This is a genomic window from Lentzea sp. CA-135723, assembly GCF_050936595.1.
Lineage (GTDB): Bacteria > Actinomycetota > Actinomycetes > Mycobacteriales > Pseudonocardiaceae > Lentzea.
The window spans coordinates 107,531-128,241 of sequence record NZ_JBNJMK010000002.1; the positions used below are offsets into that span (position 1 = coordinate 107,531).

Sequence of the window (20,711 nt, forward strand, 5' to 3'; positions counted from 1 at the left end):
GCAGAAAGACCGCCCTAAATCCACTCGAAGGTGACCTGAAGAGCGCTGAGCAGGCTGTTCCCCGCAAGCCAAGCCGACCAAGGGGAGAACATGAGACTGCTCATCGGTCTGGGCGCCGCCGCCCTCGCCGCGATCGCGATGCCCGCCGTCGCGCACGCCGCGCCGCACACCACCGTGTACGTGCAGAACAAGGTGCTGATCGTCGAGGCGGAGCCCGGCAAGACGAACAACATCACCGTCGGCCTCGACCCGGTGCTGCACCGCCTCACGGTCACCGACTCCGGCGACCTCATCGCGGTCGGCGCGGGCTGCTCGCTCGGCGGCGCCAACGCCAACTGCACGTACGAGTCGGGCGCGACGAAGCTCATCACGTCGATCCAGATCCGGGCGAACGACCTCAACGACCGCGTCAACATCGCCTACGACAACACCAACGCCGACGCGATGCCGGCCCACGTGTACGGCGAGGCGGGCAACGACGTCATCGAGACCCGCGCCAGGGGCACGATCAGCGGTGGCGACGGCGTGGACGTGCTGCGGCCCAAGCGCGGTGGCGTGAACGTGTACGGCGGCGCGGGCGTGGACCGGGTCGACTACAGCACCGGCAGCTCGCTGCACCCGAACTCGGGTGTGTCGGTCACGATCGGGTCCGGCACCGACGACGGCTACGACACCTTGGCGCTCAAGGACTACGTGGCGGGCGACGTCGAGAACCTGACCGGCACGAACTTCGTCGACCACCTCGTCGGCAACGGGCTCGCCAACAGCATCTCCGCGTTGAACGGCAACGACCTCATCTGGGGCGCCGCCGGCAACGACACGCTCAACGGCGGTCTCGGCGTGGACACCTGCCTCGACGCCGAGGCGGGCGACGTCCTGGTCAGCTGCCCCTGACCTTAAGGCGGCTTTAATCGAGCGCGGCATCCTTCAGGTCCGCGGGCCCCCAACGGCCCGCGGACCTGAAGGGGGATGGACGTGAAGGTGATGAGCACGGCCCTGCTCGTGCTGAGCGTGGTCACGAGCCCGGTGGACGACGACCCGGTGGCCGTGCAGGCCACCAGCCCGGCGTCGTCGGCGGCCAAGACGGTCCAGGTCAGCTGCCCGGCGGGCACGAAGGTCGTCGGCACCGGCGGCGCGGTCACCGGCGAGCGCACGACGATCACGCGCCTGAAGCCCGCAGCCGACCTCACGAGCGTCGAGGTCACCGCGGTCGAGCACGGCGCGGGCACCGGCCAGCAATGGACGGTCACGGTACGCGCGACCTGCGCGCCCGGCGACTTCACGCTGGTGTCCAAGAGCGGCGACAAGTTCGCCGAGGCGTCCTGTTCCGGCAATAGGAAAACCCTTGGCGTCGCAGGCGAAACCACCGGCCACTTCACCAAGATGGCGCCCAAGAACAACCTCAAGAGCGCCCTCGTCGAGTCGACGGGCGACGTCACGGCCTACGCGATCTGCGGCACGAGGCCAGGTCTCACGCTGCGCGGCGGCACCACGAGCGTCGTCGTCACCAAGACGGCGGCGAAGTCCGTTGCGTGCCAGGGCAACGAGCAGGTGATCAGCGCCGGCGGTGCGGTCGGTGGCGCGATCATCGAGGACGTCACGACGAACGGGCCCGGCGCGACCGTCACCGGTGAGGGCGCGGACGCGCAGGGCCAGGCCATCCGCTGGTCGATCACGCCCTACGTCGTGTGCTCTCCCTGAGCACGCCGGGGAACGGGCGCGGGTCGACGTCGATCTCCCGCATCCGCGTGACGTAGGTCTGGTAGCTCCTCCGAGCCTCGCCGTGACTCCCTGCCGCGGCGAGGACGCGCACCAGCATCAGGTGCGCCGGCTCGTCGTACGGGTCGCGTTCGAGCACGCGCAGGCAGTACCTGCCGGCCAGCGCGTGCTCCCCACCCGACTCGGCCCGTGCGGCGAGCACCGCCACCACCTGCAGGTAGATCAACCGCGCCTCCTCGCGCAGCCGCGCCGCCCAGTCCTCGTACGGGTCCTCCTCCAGGAAGTCCCCGTGGTATGCGGACTCCGCGGCCGCCAGCAACGACCGCGCCTCCGACGATTCCCTTGCGGCAGCAGCGAGTCCGGCCCGTGCGTCGGCCAGGAACGCGACGACGTCGACGGGCAGCACGTCCGGGTCGAGCCGGACCGCGTCGCCCTCGGCCACGATCCCCGTACCGGCCCGCAGCACGCTCCGCGCCGTCGACAACGCCACCGCCAGCCGGTTCGCGACCTTCTCCGGTTCCTCGTCCGGCCACAGCAGGTTTCCCAGCGCCTCGCGGGTGATCGGCCGGCCGCGCCGCGCGATGAGGATCTTCACCAGGTCCCTGGCCTTGCGCGACTGCCACGCGGCGGGCGGCAGCGGTTCGCCGTCGCGCAGCACCCGGAACCCTCCCAGCGTCTGGATGAACAACGCGGGCCTGCTCGCCCGGCGGCACGTCTCGGCCACGGCCGCCGCGGCCTCGGCGAGCACCCGCGCACCCAGGTCCGCGGCCTGCCGGCGGGCCTCCAGCGCCAGGTGTTCCCCTGCCGCGCCACCGATCAGGGCCGCCTGCGCCGTCAGCACGCCGACCTCGCCGAGCGGGTTGCCGATCTCCCGCCACAACGTCAGCGCCTGGTCCAGCAACGCGGGGTCGCGTTCGAGCTCGCCGCGCAGCCGCAACGACCGCGCGAACCCCGCCCGGTCACCGCGCCGGGTCGCGATCTCCGCCGCCTCCTGGCACAGGTCCTTCGCCTCGTCGAGCCGCGCCAGCACCAGCAACGCCGCCACGCTCTCGCCGAGGTCCAGCGCCGTGCGGGCGTGCGCCCGAGCAGCGTCGGGATCGTCCACCGCGTTCAGCTCGGCCAGTCCGACGTGCGCGAGCACCAGGTGCGGCACGGTGTTCTTGGCCGACGCGAGCCGCAACGCCTCCTGCAACGCGAACCCCGCCAGCGCCCGGTCCCCGCGCAACCGGTGCACCTCGCCCAGGTACACGAGCGGTGCCGCCGCGAGCCAGCTCCCGGCGGCGTCGAAGACCTTTTGCGCCGCGTGGAAATCGGCTGCCGCCTCGTCCAGTCGTCCCAGCCCGAGCAACGCCTCGCCGCGGTTGTGCAGCCCGATCGCCCGGTAGGTGGCGAACCCGGTGACGTCCGCGAGCGGCAGCATCTCCTCGATCTCCCGCAACGCCGCCCGGTGCTCACCCGCCTCGACGTGGTGCGACGCGCGGTTCGACCGGATCCGGATCACGCCGAGCACGTCCCCGGCCTTCTGCGCGTGGTCCAGAGCCAGGTCGTAGTGTTCCGTCAGCGCGTCGCGCTTCCCTTGTGCCGCGGCGACCATCGCCAGCACGGTGTGCGCGGTGCCCGTGCCCGCGTCGTTCGTGGCGGTCTTCAACGCGGCGGAAGCCTTGGCAGCGGCCGACTCCAGATCTCCCAACGCCCAGTGCGCGCTCGCCGCCGTGCTCAGCACCATCGACTCCGCCGCCGGATCGGAGCCGTCCGGCAGGTACCCGTCGCAGATCTTCAACGCGTCCTGCGGACCACCGCGCAGGTGCTGGATCCACGCCATCCGCCAGGCGAGCTCGGCGGTGAGGCCATCAGCCGTGGCCTGGGTGAACCGGTCCGCCGCCGGCAACCACTCCCCGCGCAACTGGTGCGCCACGCCTTCGAGCTGCCACACCTCGGCCGTGCGTTCCGCTTCCGGTACGAGACGAGTCGCGGCCAGCACGGCGTCCGCGCCACGAGTCCGCAGCACGTCGCCGAGCAACGCCGTGACGCCAGGCCAATCTTCCAATGCGGCAAGGGAATCCACCGCACGCACGTACTCGCCGCGGGACACGAACCAGCGCGCGGCGTCGGCGTGGACTCCGGCGGCCGGTTCCAGGAACTCGCGCGCCAGCGGCACGAGCGCGAACCACCCCGGTTCCGCCCGGACGTGCTCCACGAACAACCCGCGCCGGGCCAGGTCCGGCAGGATCACCGGCGCCCGCTCGTGCCCCAGACACGTCAGCAGGTCGATCGTGAACCGGTCGAACGCGGCCGCCGTCCGCAGCAGCTCGCGGGTGGCCGGCGGCTCGCGCCCCACCACCTCGTCCACCAGGTCGCCGAGCTCCTCGACCGTCCCTGTCTCCGCGACCAGCCGCACCGCGATCGGCCACCCGCCGGTCACGTCCTGCACGTCGTGCCCCGCGACCGCCACCGTCTCCTCCGCCGTGAACGCGAGCTGTGCCGCGCTGATCTCCGTCAGGTCCCCGTCGACCTTCAGGCGCCGCAACGAGAACGGCGCGGGCGCGCGCCCGGACAGCACGAGCCGCGCGCTCGGCGGCACCTGCAGGCAGAGCGCCTCCAGCAGCTGAGCGGCCGAATCTCCTTGCCGCAGCACGTGAACGTCGTCCAGCACGACCAGCACGTCCGGCGGCCAGGCGTCGGCCAGCAACGCCGCCAGGGCGTGCGCGCGCCCGGCATCGTCCTCTCCGGACACCGACGGCACGCTCGTCCAGCCCGCCGCGAGCGCGGCGGCCATCGGTTGCAGCAGCCGGTGGCCTTCCTGGCAGGTGTGCCACACGACCGGGCGGTCGGTGTGCGCCTGCGTCAGCAGCGTCGTCTTGCCGTACCCGGCGGGGGCGACGAGCGTCGTGAGCCTCGTCGCGCAGAGCAGCCCCTCGAGCCGGGGCCGCCGGATCACCGTTGTCCTCCCACGCCCCAAGATCGTGCCTGCCGGGGCAACGTTACCGATGAATTCAGGCAGAAATGGACAGGTTGGCAGTGACTGCCAATCTGGCGTACGCTGTCGGCATGGGAGTCGACTTCGGGAAGCAGACGGTGCTGGTCACCGGGGCGAGTTCGGGCATTGGCGCGGAGTTCGCGCGGCGGCTGGCGGCACGCGGATCGAGCCTCGTGCTGGTCGCGCGACGCAAGGACAGACTGGAAGAACTGGCCGCGGAGCTGCGTGCGAAACACGGCGTGACCGCGCACGTCGTGGCCGCGGACCTCGCGCAACCGGGCGTCGGCGCACGCCTGGCGGACGAGACCGCCGGGTTCGGCGTCACGAGCCTGATCAACAACGCCGGGTTCGCGAACTTCGGGGCGTTCCACGAGGAGGACCCGGAACGGCTGCGGCAGGAGGTCGCGGTCGACGTCAACGCGGTCGTCGAGATCAGCAGGGCGTTCATCGAACCGTTGCGCGCCAACGGTCACGGCTTCCTGATCAACCTGGCGAGCATGGCCGCGTACCAGGCGACGCCGTGGTCGTCGGTCTACGGCGCGACGAAGGCGTTCGTGGTGAGCTTCACCGAAGGGCTGTGGGTCGAGGCCCAGGGCACGGGCCTGCGCGTCATGGTGCTCTCACCCGGCGCCACGCGCACCGAGTTCTTCGAGGTCGCCGGCGAGGAGATGGCGGGAGGACAGCGGATGCAGACCGCGGGTGACGTCGTCACGACGGCGCTCAAAGCGCTGGACCGCCGGGTCACGCCCGTCGGCGTCATCTCGGGCCGGACGAACCGCCTGATGGCGTTCGCCGGACGGCACTTCGCGTCGCGCGCGATGGGTGCGAGGCTCGTCGGGCGGATGGTGCGGCAGAGCTAAGGTAGGTCGCATGGAGAAGTCGGCGTCGCTGTGGGAGCGGTCGCGTCAGGCCGCGGTCGCCGAGATCGTCGAGACGGCGCTGGCCCTGTTCGAGGAGCAGGGCTACGAGGCGACGACCATGGCCCAGGTCGCGAGCAAGGCCGGGGTGTCGCAGCGGTCGCTGTTCCGCTACTTCGGCACCAAGGAGGACCTGGTCTGCAGCGACCAGGACGCGCTGGGCGACCTGCTGGTCAACGCGGTCGCGTCCCAGCCGGCCGAGATGTCCGCCTGGGACGCCCTGAGGGCGGGGTTCACCACGATGCTCACCGCCTCGAACCACTCCCCGCAGCGCGTGCTGGAGATCTCCGGGCTGATCTTCGCGAACCCGCCGCTGCGCTCCCGCTACTTCGAGAAGCGGCTGCGGTGGCAGCGCGCGCTGGTGCCCGCGATCGAGCAGCGGATGGGCATCGACTCCGGTGACATCCCGGACGCCCGTGCGATGGGCGTCATCGCCACGGTGTTCGCGTGCGTGGACGCCGCGACGGAGCTGTGGGTCCTGCACGGCGGCAAGGCCGACGCGTTCGAACTGTACGAACAGGCGCTTGCCGCCGTGCGCGACTAGACCGTCACCTCGGACTTCTTGCGGCGCAACCGAAGCACGACCGTCACCACGAGCAGCACGACCAGGATGCCGTAGGCGACCGCCGCGAACGGGCTCGTCACCAACGCGCTCAGGTCACCCTCGCTGATCTGCAACGTGCGCCTGACCTGCTCCTCCGCCATCGGCCCGAGGATCAGGCCGACCACCAGCGGCGCGACCGGATAACCGTGCCGTCGCATGAAGAAGCCGATCACGCCGATCACCAGCAGCACGATCAGGTCGTCCGTCACGAAGTTCACCGCGTAGGTGCCCAGCGCGGCGAACAGCAGGATGCCCGCGTACAGGTACGGCCGCGGGATCTGCAGCACCTTCACCCAGATCTTCACCAGCGGCAGGTTCAGCACGAGCAGCATCACGTTGCCGATGTACAGCGACGCGATCAACGCCCACACCATCGGGCCGTTGTTGGTGAACAGCAACGGACCCGGCTGGATGCCGTAGCTCTGGAACGCCGCCACGATCACGGCCGCCGTCGCGGTGGTGGGCAGGCCGAGCGTCAGCAACGGCACCAGCACACCCGCCGCGGCCGCGTTGTTCGCCGCCTCCGGACCGGCGACGCCCTCGATCGCGCCCTTGCCGAACTCCTCCGGCCGCTTCGAGAGCTTCTTCTCCGCCGCGTACGACAGGAACGTCGACACGTCCGCGCCACCGGCCGGCACCGTGCCGATCGGGAAGCCGATGAACGTGCCGCGCAGCCAGGGCTTCCACGAGCGCTTCCAGAACTCGCCCGTCATCCACTTGCCGCCGATCGGCACGACCTCGATGGGCCCGTGCCGCAGCCGTGACGCCACGTACAGCGCCTCGCCGACCGCGAACACACCCACCGCCACCACGACGACGTCGATGCCGTCGGCCATGGTCGTGATGCCGAGCGTGAAACGCTGCTGCCCGCTCAGCGTGTCGGTGCCGATCAGGCCGATGAACAGGCCCAGTCCCAGCGATGCCAGGCCGCGCACGGGGGAGGACCCGAGCAGGGCCGCGACCGTCGTGAACGCCACCACCATCAGCGCCACGTAGTCCGCGGGGCCGAGCTGCACCGCGACGTCCGCGATGGTCGGCGCCAGCAACGTCAGCAGCACCGTGGCGATCGTGCCCGCCACGAACGAGCCGATGGCCGCGGTCGCGAGCGCGGCAGCACCGCGCCCGGCCTTGGCCATCTTGTTGCCCTCCAGGGCAGTCACGATGGACGCGGACTCGCCGGGGGTGTTCAACAGGATGGACGTCGTCGAACCGCCGTACATGCCGCCGTAGTAGATGCCCGCGAAGATGATCAGCGCGGCCGTCGGGTCGAGCGTGTACGTCAGCGGTAGCAGCAACGCCACCGTCATGGCCGGTCCGATGCCCGGCAGCACGCCGACCGCCGTGCCGAGCGTGACGCCCAGCAACGCGTACAGCAGGTACTCGGGCTGGGCGGCGGTCGCGAAGCCCTCCATCAGCATGGTGATGCTATCCATCGAGGAACGGCACCCCTTCGAAGATCCCGGCGGGCAGCGAGAGGCCCAGGCCGTACGCGAACACCACCTGCACGACCAGCGCGAGCACGATCGCGATCGGCAGCGCCCGCCACCAGGTCGCGCCCAGCGTCCAGGCCGCGCCGAAGAACAGCAGCGCCGCCGCGACCGGCCAGCCGACGAGGTCGATCAGCACCAGGTGCGCGATCAGCACCGCGACGAGCTTGCCCACGGTGATCCAGTCGGTGCGGACGTTCTCGTCGACGTCCTCACCCTCCTCGGCCTCGCCGAGCTTGCCGCGGGCGGTCGCGACGATCGCCACGATGCCCGTGACGACGAGCAGAACTCCCACGGCGTAAGGAAAAGCACGTGGTCCAACGACGTTGTCGTCGCGCGCGGCGATCGTGGTCGCGTCGACCAGGGTGAAGACCCCGATCGCCGCGACCAGACCGCCGAACGCGTACTCCTCGAGTTTTGCCGTGATCACTTCACGAGCCCGATGTCCTGCAGTGCGGGCTTCACGCGGCCGATCTCCTTGGCCATGAACGTGGAGAACTCGCTGCCGGTCAGGAACGTGTCCGTCCAGCCCTTCTTGGTGAGCTCGTCCTTCCACTGCTGGCTCGCGTGCATGTCGGTGACGAGCTTCGTGAGCCGGGTCTTGGCCTCGGCCGAGATCGACGCGGGCGCCACGACGCCACGCCAGTTGATCAGCTCGACGCCCAGGTCGCCGAACGTGGGCACGTTCAGCTCGGGCACGGGGTTCGGGCCGGACGTGCCGAGCGCGCGCAGCTTGCCCGCCTTGATCTGCTCCTTGTACTCGCCGACACCGGAGATGCCCGCGTCGACCTTCTTGCCCAGCAACGCCGCCAGCGACTCGCCACCGCCGGAGTACGGCACGTAGTTCAGCTTGTCGGGGGCGATGTTCTTCGCCTTGAGCAGCATCCCGGCGAGGATGTGGTCGGTGCCGCCCGCGGAACCGCCGGTGATCGAGACGCCCTTGCCCTTCTCGTTGACGGCGGCGAGCAGGTCGTCGATCGTCTTGTGCGGCGAGTCCGCCGGCACCACGACGACCTCGTCCTCGGCCGTCAGCCGGGCGATCGGGGTGGTCTCCTCCAGCCGGGCGGCCGACGCGTTGGTCTCCACCGCGCCGACCATCACCAGGCCGGTGATCATCAGGTACGCCTCGGAACGCTCGTTCAGCAGCTTCTGCAGGCCGACCGTGCCGCCGGCGCCGCCGACGTTGGTGACCTGCACCGAGTTCGCGAGCTTCGCGCCCTGCACCGCCGACTGCATCGACCGCGCCGTCTGGTCCCAGCCGCCACCGGGGTCGGCGGGCGCCATGATCTCCAGCTTCGCGATGGAGTCACCGCCGCTCGCGCTCTTCGCCCCCTGACCGCACCCCGCGAGCACCAGCCCGGCGGCGGCGACCGCCACCGCTCGTCTCCATGCCGTGGTCATCCGAGCACTCCTCGCCTCGTCGCGAACGTTGGGCGGGGACGCTAGGTAACTGGTGGGCGCCTCGTAAGGGTTAGGTCGTAAGTTCCGTATTGGTCGTTTAGTTCGTGACCTGTTTCACAGCGGATGCGTCATGATTCCATTCATGTTCCGCCGGTCTGTTTCGTTTGGAGCCTTGCTGCTCGCGTTGCAGGTGGTCATCGTGCTGATGACCGTCTGCGCGGCCGGGCTGCTCGCCGCCAAACTGCAGAGCGACAGGATCCGCGACTCCTACAAGGACCGGATGCTGTCGGTCGCGGAGAGCGTGGCGCGGCTACCGACGGTCATCGAGGCGTTCGACTCGGTCGACCCGCCCGCCACCATCCAGCCGCTGGCCGAGCTGATCCGCAAGGCGTCCAACGTGACGTACGTGGTGGTCACCGACCGCAACGGCGTCCGCTACGCCCACCCCGACCCGAAGCGCATCGGCGAGCGGGTGTCGACCGACCCGACGTCGGCGTTGTCCGGCGAGGTCTTCGTCGGCACGGAGACCGGCACGCTCGGCACGTCGTTGCGGGCCAAGGTGCCGGTGCGCGACGCGGACGGCCGGATCATCGGCATGGCGTCGGTCGGCATCCTGGAGAGCGCGCTCTCCGACGACTTCGCGGAGGACCTGCCGGAGCTGATCGGCTGGCTCGCCGCGGCCGCGGCGATCGGCGTGCTCGGGGCCGCGTTGATCACGCAGCTGGTGCGGCGCAGGACGTTCCGGCTCGAACCCGCCGAGATCGCGCAGCTGCTGGAGACCAGGGACGCGATGCTGCACGGCATCCGCGAGGGCGTGGTCGCGGTGGACGAGAAGGAACGGCTGGCGCTGGTCAACGACGAGGCGATGCGGTTGCTGGACCTCGCGGAGAACCCCCGCGGACGGTTCGCTGCGGAGGTCCTGGACGACGGGCTGCTCGCGCTCGCCCGCGGTGACGACGACGTCGCGGACCGGCTCGTCCTTGCGGGAGAACGGGTTCTGGTCGCGAACCGGATGACGGCCAAGACGCACGACCGCGCGGTCGGCGTGGTGCTGACGTTGCGCGACCGCACCGAGCTGCACGACGCGTTGCGCGAGCTGGACGGCCAGCGCACCGTGACGGAGGTGCTGCGCGCGCAGGCTCACGAGTTCTCGAACCACCTGCACGTCATCGGCGGCCTGCTGGAGCTGGACCGCGGTGCGGACGCCGTCGCCTACATCGAACGGGTCGGCGGCGCCGGGTCCCTCACGGCCGACATCATCGACGGGGCGAACGCGGATCCTGCGCTGGCGGCCCTGTTGCTGGCAAAATCCTCCACCGCGCACGAACGCGGTGTGGAGCTCCGGCTCGATCCCGAGAGCTCCGTGGACATTCGTGCTGGTGACGACGCGTTGACCGTGCTGGGAAACCTGGTCGACAACGCGGTCGACGCCGTGGAGACCGGCGGAACCGTGCGGGTGCTGGTGCGCTCGTCGGTGAGCGGAGTGCGGGTGGTCGTGGACGACGACGGACCTGGTGTGGCCGAGTCGCAACGCGGCCGCATCTTCGACCTGGGCGTGTCCTCGAAGGACGCGCGGGGCGCGCACGGCAGAGGTATCGGCTTGGCATTGGTGTCGAGGGTGGTGACCCGGCGCAGCGGCCGGGTGGCGATCACCGACTCGGAACTCGGCGGCGCGTCGTTCGACGTGTGGCTGCCGGAAACGGGGAACCGATGAGCGTGCGGACGCTCGTGGTCGACGACGACTTCGCCGTGGCGGCGATCCACCGCGGGTTCCTGGAGGCGATGCCCGAGTTCGAGGTGGTCGGGGAGGCGCACCGGGGCGGCGAGGCGTTGCGGGCCGTCGAGTCGTTGCGCCCGGACCTGGTGCTGCTCGACATCCACCTGCCGGACATGTCCGGGCTGGAGGTGCTGTCGCGGTTGCGCGCTCGCGGCGGTCCGCCGGTCGACGTGATCGCGGTGACGGCCGCGCGCGAGCGGGAGACCGTGCGCCAGGCCATGTCCCGCGGCGTCGACAACTACCTGGTGAAGCCGTTCACGCGCACGGCGTTCCTGGACCGGATGCGCGAGTACCTGGCGCAGCGGATCGAGGTGCAGCGGCTCGGGCAGGTGCTCGACCAGGACGAGGTCGACTCGTTGATGCACCACCGGCCGCGCACGCCGGCGATGCCGAAGGGACTGTCCGCCGTGACGTTGCGGTTGGTGACGGACGCGTTGCGGGACAGCGAGAACGACCTGTCGGCCCAGGAGGTGGGGGACCGGGCGGGGCTGTCCCGCGTGAGCGCGCGGCGGTACCTGGAGCACCTGGTGACGATCGGCAAGGCCGAGGTGCAGCCGCGGTACGGCATGGCGAACCGCCCCGCGCACGGCTACCGGCTGACCTGAGCGTCCCAGTCGATGCGGTAGTTCTGGTCCCTGGTGAAGGCGCGCTTGCCGACGGTCTTCATGACGAGCGGCATGAGCAGGCGCGTGATCGGACCGATGCCGCGCTTGTTGCTGTTGGTGCGGGCCGCGCGGGCCGCGATCGCCTCGACCCGCGGGCGGCGCAGGCGTTCGTAGGCCGCGAAGGCCTCGGTCAGGTCGGGGATGTCGCGCAGGCACCGGGCCAGCTGCACGGCCGACTCCGCGGCGAGCGAGGCGCCCTGGCCGGAGCTGGCGCTCGGGGCGTGGGCCGCGTCGCCGACGAGGACCATGCGGTCGCGGTGCCAGCGGGGGACGCTGGGCATGATCTCCAACGGCCCGGCGCCGATCACGGTGTCGCTGTGCTCCAGGAGCCGCTTGGCGGGCATGTCGTCGCCGTAGGCTTCCGCGAGGCGGGCCAGCCAGGTCTCGGCGGAGATGTTCGCGATCTCGGCCGTGGTCAGGGGTTCGGGGACGGCGAGGTTGTTGAACCACGCGACGGTGCCGTCCGGTTCGCCCCAGTAGCCGAGGAACGAGGACCCGAAGACGAAGTACATGGTCTCGGGGTCGGCTTGGACGCCGCTTTCCCTCGCGTACGAACCGAAGCCGAGCAGGCCGACGTACTCGGGGCTCGGTGCGTCCGGGTCGATCAGCGTGCGGACGGTCGAGCGGATGCCGTCGGCGCCGATGAGCACGTCGCCGGATTCCGTGCTGCCGTCGGAGAAGAGCGCGGTGACGCCGTTCTCCCGCGTCTCCACGTCGATCAGGCGTTTGCCGTGCTCGACCTTGATCCGCTGGGCCGTCGCCAGATCCCTGAGCCTGCGGTAGAGGTCCTCGCGCCACACGACGCGGCTCGGGTCGCCGGTGATCCGGCCGAGCTCGTGACCCTGGCCGTCCGCCATGACCATCGTGCGGACGGGGTCGCCGAAGTCCGGTCGCAGCCCGACGATCTCCAGTGCCGCCAGGCCGTTCGGTGCGACGCTGAGGACGCCGCCGACGCCGTCCGCCGTGGAGTCGTACGCCTCGAACACGATCGGTTCGATGCCGGCCTTCCTGAGAGCCAACGCCGTGACGGGGCCGGCGATCCCGCCCCCGATGACCAACGCCTTCATCTTTCCCTCCCGAAGATCTCCCGCCACCGCAGCTGGTAGCCGGGTTTCGCCAGTTCCCCCGTGAGCTTCTCGACCAGGCGGAGTTCGGCCTGGGCCAACGACATCCGGTACTCCTCCTCGACCAGGAAGATCCACTCGACGCCGTCGCCCGCAGCCTTCTCGACCATCGCGCGGGTCTCGTCGAGGTCCTTCGTCAACGCCTCGGCGCGGGTTTCGAGCAACTCCACGGCCTCCACCGGGTCGAGCACCGCGATGAGCGACAGCGCGACGCCGAACCGCGGGTACTCGTGGGCCGGGTCGCGGACGAGCTCGCGCATCCAGTCGTGCAGCTCGGTGCGTCCGGCGTCGGTCAACGCGTAGATGGTGCGTTCGGGCCGTTGGGTGTCCTTGACGGTCTCCTGCGCGGCGATGAAGCCGGCCTTCAGCAGTTGCTCGACCACCATGTAGAGCGAGCCGCGGTTGAACTTGATGTTGCGGTCCTTGCCCGTGTCCTTGAGCTGTTTGCCCAGCTCGTAGGGGTGCATCGGGCCCATCACGAGATGGGCCAGCACCGCCAGCGCCAACGGGTTCGACACCTTGCGCCGCATCCAGCTCCTCCTTGGTCGATGTCAACTATCCGGCTCTAACTAGTCAGTGTCAACTATTTGCCGTTCACCAGCGGGCACACCGGCAGCCCGGACGGCACCGCAACGCCACCGGGGCTACGAGCTCGCGCAGTCGCAGTGGCCGATCGACACGTTTTGCGGACAGCCTTCCGCGCTCGTGTCCGGCGTGTTAACTCTTCCGGTGGCGCCGCTTTTCCGTGTTCTGATGGCGTCATGTCGACCACCGCGCTCCTGAGCTTCACGCTCGTCGCGTTGCTCACGGTCATCACGCCGGGCCTGGAGACGCTGCTGGTGCTGCGCACCGCACTGCTCGTCGGCCGCCGCGCCGCGATGGGCGTGGTGGTGGGCAGCACCCTGGGCTGCCTGGTGTGGGCGACGGCCGGACTGGTCGGCCTGACCGCGCTGCTGCAAGCGTCCGAAGTGGCCTACAACATCGTGCGCTGGCTCGGCGCGGGCTACCTGATCTACCTGGGCGCCAAGGCACTCTGGAACGCTCGCCGCCCGGTACCGCTGGACGAACCCGCCCCGGTGCCGTCCGTTCGCGCGGCGGTCCGCGTGGGCCTGCTGACGAACCTCCTCAACCCCAAGCCCGGCGTCTTCTACATCTCCCTGCTGCCGCAGTTCCTGCCCGTCGGCCAACCGGCGTGGGGCGGCGTCCTGGTGGCGATCCACCTGGGCATCGGCCTGCTGTGGTTTCCGATCCTGATCACCGCGGCCGCCCGCGCCCGTGCTTTCCTGCTGCGCCAACGCCTCCTGCTGGACCGGCTGTCCGCCACAGCGCTGATCGCGTTCGGCTTGAAGACCGCGGCCGACGCACGCTGACGTGTGATCTCATCTCCCCATGCCGACCACCACGCTCCTGAGCTTCACGCTGGTCGCGTTGCTCACCGTCCTCACGCCGGGCCTGGACACGGTGATGGTGCTGCGCACGGCCCTGCTCAGCAGCAAACGCGCGGCGATGGGAGTGGTGCTCGGCATCACCCTGGGCTGCCTGCTCTGGGGCGCGGCGGGCCTGGCAGGCCTGACCGCGCTGCTGCAGGCGTCCGAAGTGGCCTACAACATCGTGTGCTGGCTCGGCGCGGGCTACCTGATCTACCTGGGTGCCAAGGCACTCTGGAACTTCCGCAAGGCCACCTCGCTGGACGACACCCGCCCGGTACCCGGCGCGGCGGCGTCGCTGCGCGCAGGCCTGCTGACCAACCTGCTCAACCCCAAGGTGGGCGTGTTCTACCTGTCCCTGCTCCCGCAGTTCATGCCGGCGGGCGAACCCGCCTGGGGCGCCGTGCTGGTGGCGATCCACCTGGGACTGGGCCTGATCTGGCTGCCGATCCTGATCCTCGTGGCCGGTCGGGCCCGCGCCTTCCTGCTGCGCCAACGCATCCTGCTCGACCGCTTGACCGCCTCGGTGTTCGTGGCCCTGGGCCTGAAACTGGCCCTAGACGCCCGCTGAGGTCAGCGGCCCCCGGCGGCGGTGCGGTGCCAGGCCGCGAGCGCCACCCTGCTCGGCAGGCCCAGCTTCACCCGGATGTTGACCACGTGCCGGTCCGCCGTCCGCGGTGAGATGAACAGCCGCGCCCCGATCTGCTTCGACGTGAGCCCCTCCGCGACCAGGCCGGCGATCGTGAACTCCTGCCGCGTCAGGCCGCCCGGCAGCAGCGGCTTCGCCGGTCGCCGTTCGGAGTCCGGCACCGGTTCGAGCGCGAACGCCATCGCCTGGTCCGGGCGCAGGTCGGCGCCGAGCGTCGTGATCACCTGGTAGTCGTCGCCCAGCGACCGCCGGACGGTGCGGTCCGCGCGGTCGAGCTGCCGGCGCAGCGGGCTCATGCCGTTGAACGAGATCCGCGAGATCCGTTCCTGCGACCGCAGTGCGCCGAGCAGCCTCGCCGCCCGGTCGAACGCGCCGAGCTCCGCGCACGTGCAGGCCAGCAGCCACAGGCTGAACGGTGCGCCCCAGGTGTCGCCGAGCCTCAGCTGGATGCGCAACGCCTCGATCACCAGCGGGTGCACCTGGGCCGGGTCGCCGTGCAGCAGCTCGTAGAGGCCGCGGTGCCAGAGTCCCCAGGCGTGCGACCACGTGACGCCGTTGTGCTCAGCCTGCTGGACCAGTGCGGTGGTGGCCTTGTCCGCGTCCTCGGCGTCGAGCAGGAAGCACACCGCCATCGCGTGCATCAGCTCGGTGATGTAGACGTCGCCGGGCGCCGAGTGCTGCCGGCAGAGTTCGACGACGTGCGCGTACAACGGCACGCAGTCCGCTGAACCGTCCACGAAGAAGAGGTGCGTGGCCTCGGCGAGCACGAGGTGGATGTCCGTGATGGGCTGCCGGGGCAACGCGCGTGCCTCGTTCATCAACGGGAACGCCACCGCGCCGTCGCCGCGCACCTGCGCCATGTACGCGCAGTGAGCCAGCAACGACGTCCTCAGCGGCGCCTCGGTGATCACCGCGCGGGCGGCCGCGAGCAGGTCCCAGGCCTGGCCGAGCATGCCCGCGAACGACGTGAAGCGCGCCCGCTGCACGTTCATCGTCACGGCGGCGCCCATCGGGGCGAGATCAGGTGTGCGGAGTGCGTGCGCCACCGCCGTGCGGATGTTCGGCCACTCCTCCCACAGCCTGCCCATCCACAGCGCGTCGTCGGCCGAGAACCACGCGCGGGCGGCCGCGTCCACGAACTCGCTGTAGTGCACGGCGTGACGGCGCAACGGCTCGTCCGCGTCCGTCAGCAGCCGAGCGCCGAACTGAGCCACGGTGTCCAGCAACCGATAGCGGGTCTTTCCGGTGGCGGGACTCGTGGCCGTCCCCACGATCGACCTGCTCACCAAGGAGGACAACGGTTTCCGCACGTCCGCGTCCGCCACCGCGTCGGCGGCGGCGAGGTCGAAGTCCGCGGGGAACACCGACAGCCGCGCCCACAGCCGGCGTTCCTCGTCCGTGCAGTCCCGCGCCGTCCACTCCAGCACCTGCTCCAGCGTGGCGGGATCGGACAGGTCCCGCGCCTCGCCCGCGACGACCTCCGCGGGCAGCGCCGCCAGGAGCTCGACCGCGAGCGGGAGCCCGTCCACCGTGCGGCACAACGCCGTCACGTCCTCCGGCGCGGCCTCGGCTCGTTCCACGAACAGGCGCGCCGCGTCGTCCACGCTCAACGGCGGGACACGCAGCAGCTGCTCGCCGTAGACGCCGAGGGGTTCCCGCGAGGTCGCGAGGATCGTCAGCCCCTCGCAGTCGCGCAACAGGTGGTGCACCAGGTGCCGGACCGCGTCCAGCAGGTGCTCGCAGTGGTCGAGGATCAGCAGCAAGTGCTTGTCGTTCAACGACTCCACGAGCCGCGTCAGGCCGGGTTCCGGCGCGTTGTCGACGATCCGCAGCTCGGTCGCCACCGTGCGGGCCAGCGCCGCCGGGTCGTGCAGGTCCCCGAGCCGCACCCGCCAGACCCCGTGCTGGAACGCCGCCGCCCGCACCATCGCGCGACCGGTCTCCACCGCGATCCGGGTCTTGCCCGCGCCACCCGCACCCGCCAGCGTGACCAGCCGCGATCGGCGCAGGAGCGCCTCGGTGTCGGCGAGCACGGCCCCGCGGCCGACGAACGTCGTGGTCTGAGCAGGCAGAGTGCCCCGCACGGTCATCGGCGCATCTTCGCCTAGCCGCGCCGAAGTGTGACGGAGAGGATCGCGTCACCACCCTTTCGGTCTAGCGAGTTCGACCATGCGTGGTCACGCGGTCGCGCGTGCGGATGATCATCTTGCTCGCGAGCCGCAGTCCCTGCCGCGCGTTGAGGTGCGGCAGGTACGCGCGGCTCACCGCGTTCGCGATGCGCGGCAGGGCCGCCGAGTCCGGGTACGCCATGAACATCGGCTGGTAGGTCGGCTGGAACTTCGCCTTGAACGCGAACAGCGAGCGGAACCCGTACACCGGCTCCAGCACCTGCCCGGTGAAGTCCAGGACCCGCTGCAACGCCCGCGGCCGTTCGCCCCGGTCCAGCCGCGCGAGCGGTGCCCCGGACAGGCTGAGGAACCGCGCGCCCTCCGCCTGGAGCTCCAGCGCCGCCGAGGCGATCAGGAACTCCATCGAGCCGCGGAACCCGTCCGAGCGCCGCCGCATGAAGTCGAGCGTCCACCCGACGACCTCGCCGTCGGAGTACACCGGCAGCCAGCTCGTGATGCCGTGCACCGTCCGATCGGCGTCGATCGCCAGCAGGCAGCGCACCCCCTCTCCGGTCAGCTCTTCCAAGCCTCCCAGCGTGAATCCCATTTCGGGCAGGCCCTTGTCCGCCACCCACTCCGCCGAGATCGACCGGATCTGGTCGGTGATCGCGTACGGCGCGTCGGCGTACGTGCACCACTCGGCGGTGATGCCGGCCTTGCCGGCCTTGTTCAGCGCCGTGCGGACGTCCTGCCACTTCTTGCCGGTGAAGCTCAGCTTGTCCAGCTCGATCATCGTGTCCTCGGCGACCTGCACCGCGGACCAGCCGAGCCCCTCCACCGCGGCCCGCGTCTCCGCGCCCACGCTGTACAGACACGGCGTCCAGCCGTTGTGCGCGCAGAACTCCGCGAACCCGCGCACGGCGTCCACCCGCGCCGGGCCGATCGGATCGCCGACCGTCAGCGCGATGGTCGCCACCACCCGGTACGCGATGGCGTTCTCGCCGTCTGGCGTGAACCAGTACTGGTTGCCGCGCCACGTCGTCATGTACGACAACGACGAACCGCCGTACCGCCGCATGAGCTCGCGAGCGCGCACGGCCGACTCTTCGCACGAGGACGGCCACGTCCGCCACGACGCCATCAGCAGACCGGCGAGCACGATCAGCCAGAACACCACGCCCGTGTACTCGAACAGCAGCGTGCCGACGAACCCCTCGGCGGAGAACCGCAACGGCACCAGGCCGAGGTACCCCGGCGGCAGGAACCGCGTCGGCAGGTCCGCGAGCAGCGCGCCGAAGCCCGGCTCCGGCGTGAACTGGTCGCGCACCAGGTACCCGCCGAAGACGTACAGCGCCGACAGCAACGCGACGCTCACCGCCGTGAACCGCCAGAACTTCACGACGGCGTGCCGGGGCAGCCGCACGTCGAAGTGCCTGCGGGTCACCAGCAGCACCACGATGATCGCCAGCGGGGCCAGCATCGGCACACCGAACGAGACCGACAGCTCCAGCAGCGTCGCATCGGGGAACTGCGCGACGTACACGACGTACGAACCGATGAACGCCGCGAACGCCAGGTTGAACACGAGCGCCGTCCGCCACGCGAACCGCCGTCCGCGCCGCAGACCTTCCGCCAGCACCAGCAACAACAACGCCGGCAGCAACGACATCACCATCGCGGGGACCCGGCCGTAGGACAGCTGGACCATCATCGTCCGGCACTGCTCGACCATGTCCCCGAAGCACGTCGCGTCGACGTCCTCCTGCAACGGCTGGGTCACCGCCACCACGTCGGCGAACCACCACAGCGGCCCGTTCGGGTACGGCGACATCATCGACACCACCGGCCCGAGCGCGGACGCCGCGAGCAGCAACGCCACCAGCACTCGCGTCTCCTGGAGCGACCGCGCCGGACGAACCGACCCGGTCCTCAGGAACAGCGCTCCGATCAGCAGTCCGGCCACGCCACCAGACACTCGGAGCACGTCTTCGAGCCAACCCGAGTACAGCATAAGAACCAGCACCGACAAGATCATCAACAGCCGTACGCGGCGCCTCCACAGAGGCGGCATCCGGAACGTCAGCGCGAGCACCAGCCCGACCAGGCCGATCGACGGTCCCACCGCGTGCTCGACCGGCTCGCTCACGAGCGACTCGAGCCAGCCCCAGCCCAGGTCGCGCCCCAGCAGCACGAAGCCCAGCCCGAGGTACGAGCCGGCCACGTGCGACGCGAGGAAGATCGCCGCCGTCCGCGCCGCGCCGAACTCCCGTTCCGCCAGCACCCCGGCGACCAGCAGCAGCGCCGTGGTGCCGAGGTAGCCGAGCAGGTCCACCGACCACAGCGCGGAGCTGAGGACCGTCCACACCGGAGCGCCGGCGCCGAACCCGACGCGCTCCAGCATCTCGTCGCTCATCTCGCCGACGGCGCCGGTGAGCGCCCCGACCGTCCAGAAGACGATGAGGGACGTGCAGGTCAGCGGCGCGGTGCGGAACAGCTTGGCGATCATCTGACCAGCCCTGTTCGTTGCGCGAGCCACGGCAGCGAGCTGTACAGCCCCGGCCGCCACACGTTCCAGTCGTGTCCCCCCGGGAGTTCCTTCCACTGCACGTCCATTCCGGCCTTGCGACAGGCCTCGAACACCTCGGCGTCGGCCGGGCGGTACTGAGCGTCGTCCTTGCCCGCCACGATCACGCCCGCGGTCCGCGGGAACTTCTCGCGGGCGAGGATGTCGAGGGGGTTGACGCGGGCGAACGCCGCCGCGTCGCCGCCGAAAGCGGCCTTGACCGTCTCCTCGCGCGTGCCGAGCGTCGGCTCGCGCTGACCGGAGATGTCGATGAAGTTGCCGTACACGTCCGGCGCGCGCACTGCGAGCTGCACGGAGCACGTGCCGCCGTGCGAGAAGCCCGCGATCGTCCACGCTTCCCGGCGTTCGTCGACGGTGAGGCGTTCCTTGATCCAGCCGGGCACGTCCTTGGCCAGGTAGGTCTCGGACTGGCCCAGCTTCGAGTCGAGGCAGAGGGGGTTCGCCGTGGTGGCGCCGAGCGGGTCGGCCATCACGACGATCGGCGCGAGGCCGTGGTGGGCGCGCGCGAACGCGTCCATGTTGTCGACGATGCCGCCCGCGTCGTACCAGTCGCGCGGCGAGCCCGGCTGGCCCGCGAGCAGGACGACGACCGGCAGCTTCGGCCGCGGCTTGGCGGCGTAGGCGGGCGGCAGGTAGATCCACGCCGGGCGGGCCTTGAGCGCGCCGGGGATGGTGACCTCGGACATCGTGCCCTTGTCCGGCAGGCCGGTGGCCGTCCAGACGTCCGCGAGCTTCTTGCCCTCCGGAACTTCGAGCACGTCCGAAGGCGGCGCGGTGTCCGGCAGGTCGACGCTCGGGTTGTGGAACACCTGGAGCACGGCCCGTGCGGTCGGGTACTGCCCGTAGAACGCGTTCGTGGCCGTGACCGCGCTGCCCAGCACGACGATCGCGGCGACGACGCTCAGCACACGCCCGTACCACCGCGACGGCCGTAGGCGTGCCACGGCCAATGCGAGGGCCACGAGAGCAGCACCCAGCCAGACCATGAGGATGATCGGCAGCGGCTCGGGCCACGGTTTCCACAGGTGGTTGACCACGAGCGTGAGGCCGGTCACCACGAGCGCGCACGCGAGCACGACGATCGGCAGCACGCGGACCCACCAGGTCCGGTTCTTCCGAATCGCGAGGTACGTGAGGGCGACCGCGGCCGCGACGGTGGCCGCCTTGGGGATCGGTCCGTTTATCAGGGACAGATCCAACGGGCTGAGCATGCCCTCAATGCTTCAGGAAGTCTTCAGGAAACGCATCGGTGATTCGTCTCTGTTCAGAGGC

At 70.5% G+C, this 20,711-nt stretch carries 17 protein-coding genes; 8 read left to right on the plus strand and 9 right to left on the minus strand.

What is annotated here, in order from left to right:
* Window positions 1–90: 90 nt before the first annotated feature.
* Together ACQEU1_RS36415 and ACQEU1_RS36420 are read left to right on the plus strand one after the other, a co-directional pair.
* Window positions 91–894 carry a calcium-binding protein gene (locus ACQEU1_RS36415; RefSeq protein ID WP_433212334.1) on the plus strand — a complete coding sequence of 268 codons (804 nt, stop codon included), beginning with the start codon at window positions 91–93 and terminating at the stop codon, window positions 892–894.
* 90 nt (window positions 895–984) lie between these two features.
* Window positions 985–1,701, plus strand: a complete 717-nt coding sequence (locus ACQEU1_RS36420) for a hypothetical protein (RefSeq protein ID WP_433212337.1) — start codon at window positions 985–987, stop codon at window positions 1,699–1,701.
* Here ACQEU1_RS36420 and ACQEU1_RS36425 read toward each other — a convergent pair.
* Window positions 1,673–4,657, minus strand: coding sequence for a BTAD domain-containing putative transcriptional regulator (locus ACQEU1_RS36425; protein ID WP_433212340.1), 2,985 nt, complete (start codon window positions 4,655–4,657; stop codon window positions 1,673–1,675). The two genes, ACQEU1_RS36420 and ACQEU1_RS36425, sit on opposite strands and share 29 nt — an antisense overlap.
* 110 nt (window positions 4,658–4,767) lie before the next feature.
* Here ACQEU1_RS36425 and ACQEU1_RS36430 point away from each other — a divergent pair, with 110 nt between their 5' ends.
* Both ACQEU1_RS36430 and ACQEU1_RS36435 read left to right on the plus strand, forming a co-directional pair.
* Window positions 4,768–5,556: an SDR family NAD(P)-dependent oxidoreductase gene (locus ACQEU1_RS36430; RefSeq protein ID WP_433212343.1), complete on the plus strand. Its 789-nt coding sequence runs from the start codon at window positions 4,768–4,770 to the stop codon at window positions 5,554–5,556.
* A gap of 10 nt (window positions 5,557–5,566) precedes the next feature.
* Window positions 5,567–6,157, plus strand: a complete 591-nt coding sequence (locus ACQEU1_RS36435) for a TetR/AcrR family transcriptional regulator (RefSeq protein WP_433212346.1) — start codon at window positions 5,567–5,569, stop codon at window positions 6,155–6,157.
* On the opposite strand, the gene ACQEU1_RS36440 is transcribed toward ACQEU1_RS36435, so the two are convergent.
* From ACQEU1_RS36440 to ACQEU1_RS36450, 3 genes are read right to left on the minus strand one after another with little or no spacing between them, the layout of a single operon-like run.
* A complete protein-coding gene (locus ACQEU1_RS36440; RefSeq protein ID WP_433212349.1) occupies window positions 6,154–7,650 on the minus strand; it encodes a tripartite tricarboxylate transporter permease in 1,497 nt (498 codons plus the stop codon). The two genes, ACQEU1_RS36435 and ACQEU1_RS36440, sit on opposite strands and share 4 nt — an antisense overlap.
* Complete coding sequence (locus ACQEU1_RS36445) at window positions 7,643–8,134, minus strand: tripartite tricarboxylate transporter TctB family protein (protein WP_433212352.1); 492 nt, start codon at window positions 8,132–8,134, stop codon at window positions 7,643–7,645. Before ACQEU1_RS36445 ends, ACQEU1_RS36440 begins: the two co-directional genes overlap by 8 nt.
* Window positions 8,131–9,105 (minus strand): Bug family tripartite tricarboxylate transporter substrate binding protein, encoded by a 975-nt coding sequence (locus ACQEU1_RS36450; RefSeq protein ID WP_433212354.1) that lies wholly within the window; start codon window positions 9,103–9,105, stop codon window positions 8,131–8,133. Before ACQEU1_RS36450 ends, ACQEU1_RS36445 begins: the two co-directional genes overlap by 4 nt.
* A gap of 172 nt (window positions 9,106–9,277) precedes the next feature.
* On the opposite strand from ACQEU1_RS36450, the gene ACQEU1_RS36455 reads away from it, so the two are divergent.
* A complete protein-coding gene (locus ACQEU1_RS36455; RefSeq protein WP_433212357.1) occupies window positions 9,278–10,819 on the plus strand; it encodes an ATP-binding protein in 1,542 nt (513 codons plus the stop codon).
* A complete protein-coding gene (locus tag ACQEU1_RS36460) occupies window positions 10,816–11,487 on the plus strand; it encodes a response regulator (RefSeq protein ID WP_285639118.1) in 672 nt (223 codons plus the stop codon). Before ACQEU1_RS36455 ends, ACQEU1_RS36460 begins: the two co-directional genes overlap by 4 nt.
* On the opposite strand, the gene ACQEU1_RS36465 is transcribed toward ACQEU1_RS36460, so the two are convergent.
* Window positions 11,472–12,614, minus strand: a complete 1,143-nt coding sequence (locus ACQEU1_RS36465; protein WP_433212361.1) for an FAD-dependent oxidoreductase — start codon at window positions 12,612–12,614, stop codon at window positions 11,472–11,474. The two genes, ACQEU1_RS36460 and ACQEU1_RS36465, sit on opposite strands and share 16 nt — an antisense overlap.
* On the minus strand, window positions 12,611–13,201 hold the full coding sequence (locus tag ACQEU1_RS36470) for a PadR family transcriptional regulator (protein ID WP_433212364.1): 591 nt from the start codon (window positions 13,199–13,201) through the stop codon (window positions 12,611–12,613). The genes ACQEU1_RS36465 and ACQEU1_RS36470 overlap by 4 nt, the downstream gene beginning before the upstream one ends.
* Window positions 13,202–13,432: 231 nt before the next feature.
* Here ACQEU1_RS36470 and ACQEU1_RS36475 point away from each other — a divergent pair, with 231 nt between their 5' ends.
* A complete protein-coding gene (locus ACQEU1_RS36475; protein ID WP_433212367.1) occupies window positions 13,433–14,041 on the plus strand; it encodes a LysE family translocator in 609 nt (202 codons plus the stop codon).
* 19 nt (window positions 14,042–14,060) lie between these two features.
* The gene (locus ACQEU1_RS36480) at window positions 14,061–14,669 is read left to right on the plus strand and encodes a LysE family translocator (RefSeq protein WP_433212370.1); all 609 of its coding nucleotides are present in this window, start codon (window positions 14,061–14,063) and stop codon (window positions 14,667–14,669) included.
* Between the two features lie 2 nt (window positions 14,670–14,671).
* Here the strand turns inward: ACQEU1_RS36480 and ACQEU1_RS36485 are convergent, their stop codons facing one another.
* From ACQEU1_RS36485 to ACQEU1_RS36495, 3 genes are all read right to left on the minus strand, one after another.
* Complete coding sequence (locus tag ACQEU1_RS36485; protein WP_433212373.1) at window positions 14,672–16,837, minus strand: ATP-binding protein; 2,166 nt, start codon at window positions 16,835–16,837, stop codon at window positions 14,672–14,674.
* Between the two features lie 64 nt (window positions 16,838–16,901).
* The gene (locus tag ACQEU1_RS36490) at window positions 16,902–19,361 is read right to left on the minus strand and encodes a rhomboid family intramembrane serine protease (protein ID WP_433212376.1); all 2,460 of its coding nucleotides are present in this window, start codon (window positions 19,359–19,361) and stop codon (window positions 16,902–16,904) included.
* Complete coding sequence (locus ACQEU1_RS36495; RefSeq protein WP_433212379.1) at window positions 19,358–20,650, minus strand: alpha/beta hydrolase; 1,293 nt, start codon at window positions 20,648–20,650, stop codon at window positions 19,358–19,360. The genes ACQEU1_RS36490 and ACQEU1_RS36495 overlap by 4 nt, the downstream gene beginning before the upstream one ends.
* Window positions 20,651–20,711 lie beyond the last annotated feature (61 nt).

Bases quoted from the DNA above. Each gene is read 5' to 3' on its own strand.
- ACQEU1_RS36415 (WP_433212334.1), top strand. From the start codon at position 91: ATGAGACTGCTCATCGGTCTGGGCGCCGCCGCCCTCGCCGCGATCGCG.
- ACQEU1_RS36420 (WP_433212337.1), top strand. From the start codon at position 985: ATGAGCACGGCCCTGCTCGTGCTGAGCGTGGTCACGAGCCCGGTGGAC.
- ACQEU1_RS36430 (WP_433212343.1), top strand. From the start codon at position 4,768: ATGGGAGTCGACTTCGGGAAGCAGACGGTGCTGGTCACCGGGGCGAGT.
- ACQEU1_RS36435 (WP_433212346.1), top strand. From the start codon at position 5,567: ATGGAGAAGTCGGCGTCGCTGTGGGAGCGGTCGCGTCAGGCCGCGGTC.
- ACQEU1_RS36440 (WP_433212349.1), bottom strand. From the start codon at position 7,650: ATGGATAGCATCACCATGCTGATGGAGGGCTTCGCGACCGCCGCCCAG.
- ACQEU1_RS36450 (WP_433212354.1), bottom strand. From the start codon at position 9,105: ATGACCACGGCATGGAGACGAGCGGTGGCGGTCGCCGCCGCCGGGCTG.
- ACQEU1_RS36460 (WP_285639118.1), top strand. From the start codon at position 10,816: ATGAGCGTGCGGACGCTCGTGGTCGACGACGACTTCGCCGTGGCGGCG.
- ACQEU1_RS36465 (WP_433212361.1), bottom strand. From the start codon at position 12,614: ATGAAGGCGTTGGTCATCGGGGGCGGGATCGCCGGCCCCGTCACGGCG.
- ACQEU1_RS36470 (WP_433212364.1), bottom strand. From the start codon at position 13,201: ATGCGGCGCAAGGTGTCGAACCCGTTGGCGCTGGCGGTGCTGGCCCAT.
- ACQEU1_RS36475 (WP_433212367.1), top strand. From the start codon at position 13,433: ATGTCGACCACCGCGCTCCTGAGCTTCACGCTCGTCGCGTTGCTCACG.
- ACQEU1_RS36480 (WP_433212370.1), top strand. From the start codon at position 14,061: ATGCCGACCACCACGCTCCTGAGCTTCACGCTGGTCGCGTTGCTCACC.
- ACQEU1_RS36485 (WP_433212373.1), bottom strand. From the start codon at position 16,837: ATGACCGTGCGGGGCACTCTGCCTGCTCAGACCACGACGTTCGTCGGC.
- ACQEU1_RS36490 (WP_433212376.1), bottom strand. From the start codon at position 19,361: ATGATCGCCAAGCTGTTCCGCACCGCGCCGCTGACCTGCACGTCCCTC.
- ACQEU1_RS36495 (WP_433212379.1), bottom strand. From the start codon at position 20,650: ATGCTCAGCCCGTTGGATCTGTCCCTGATAAACGGACCGATCCCCAAG.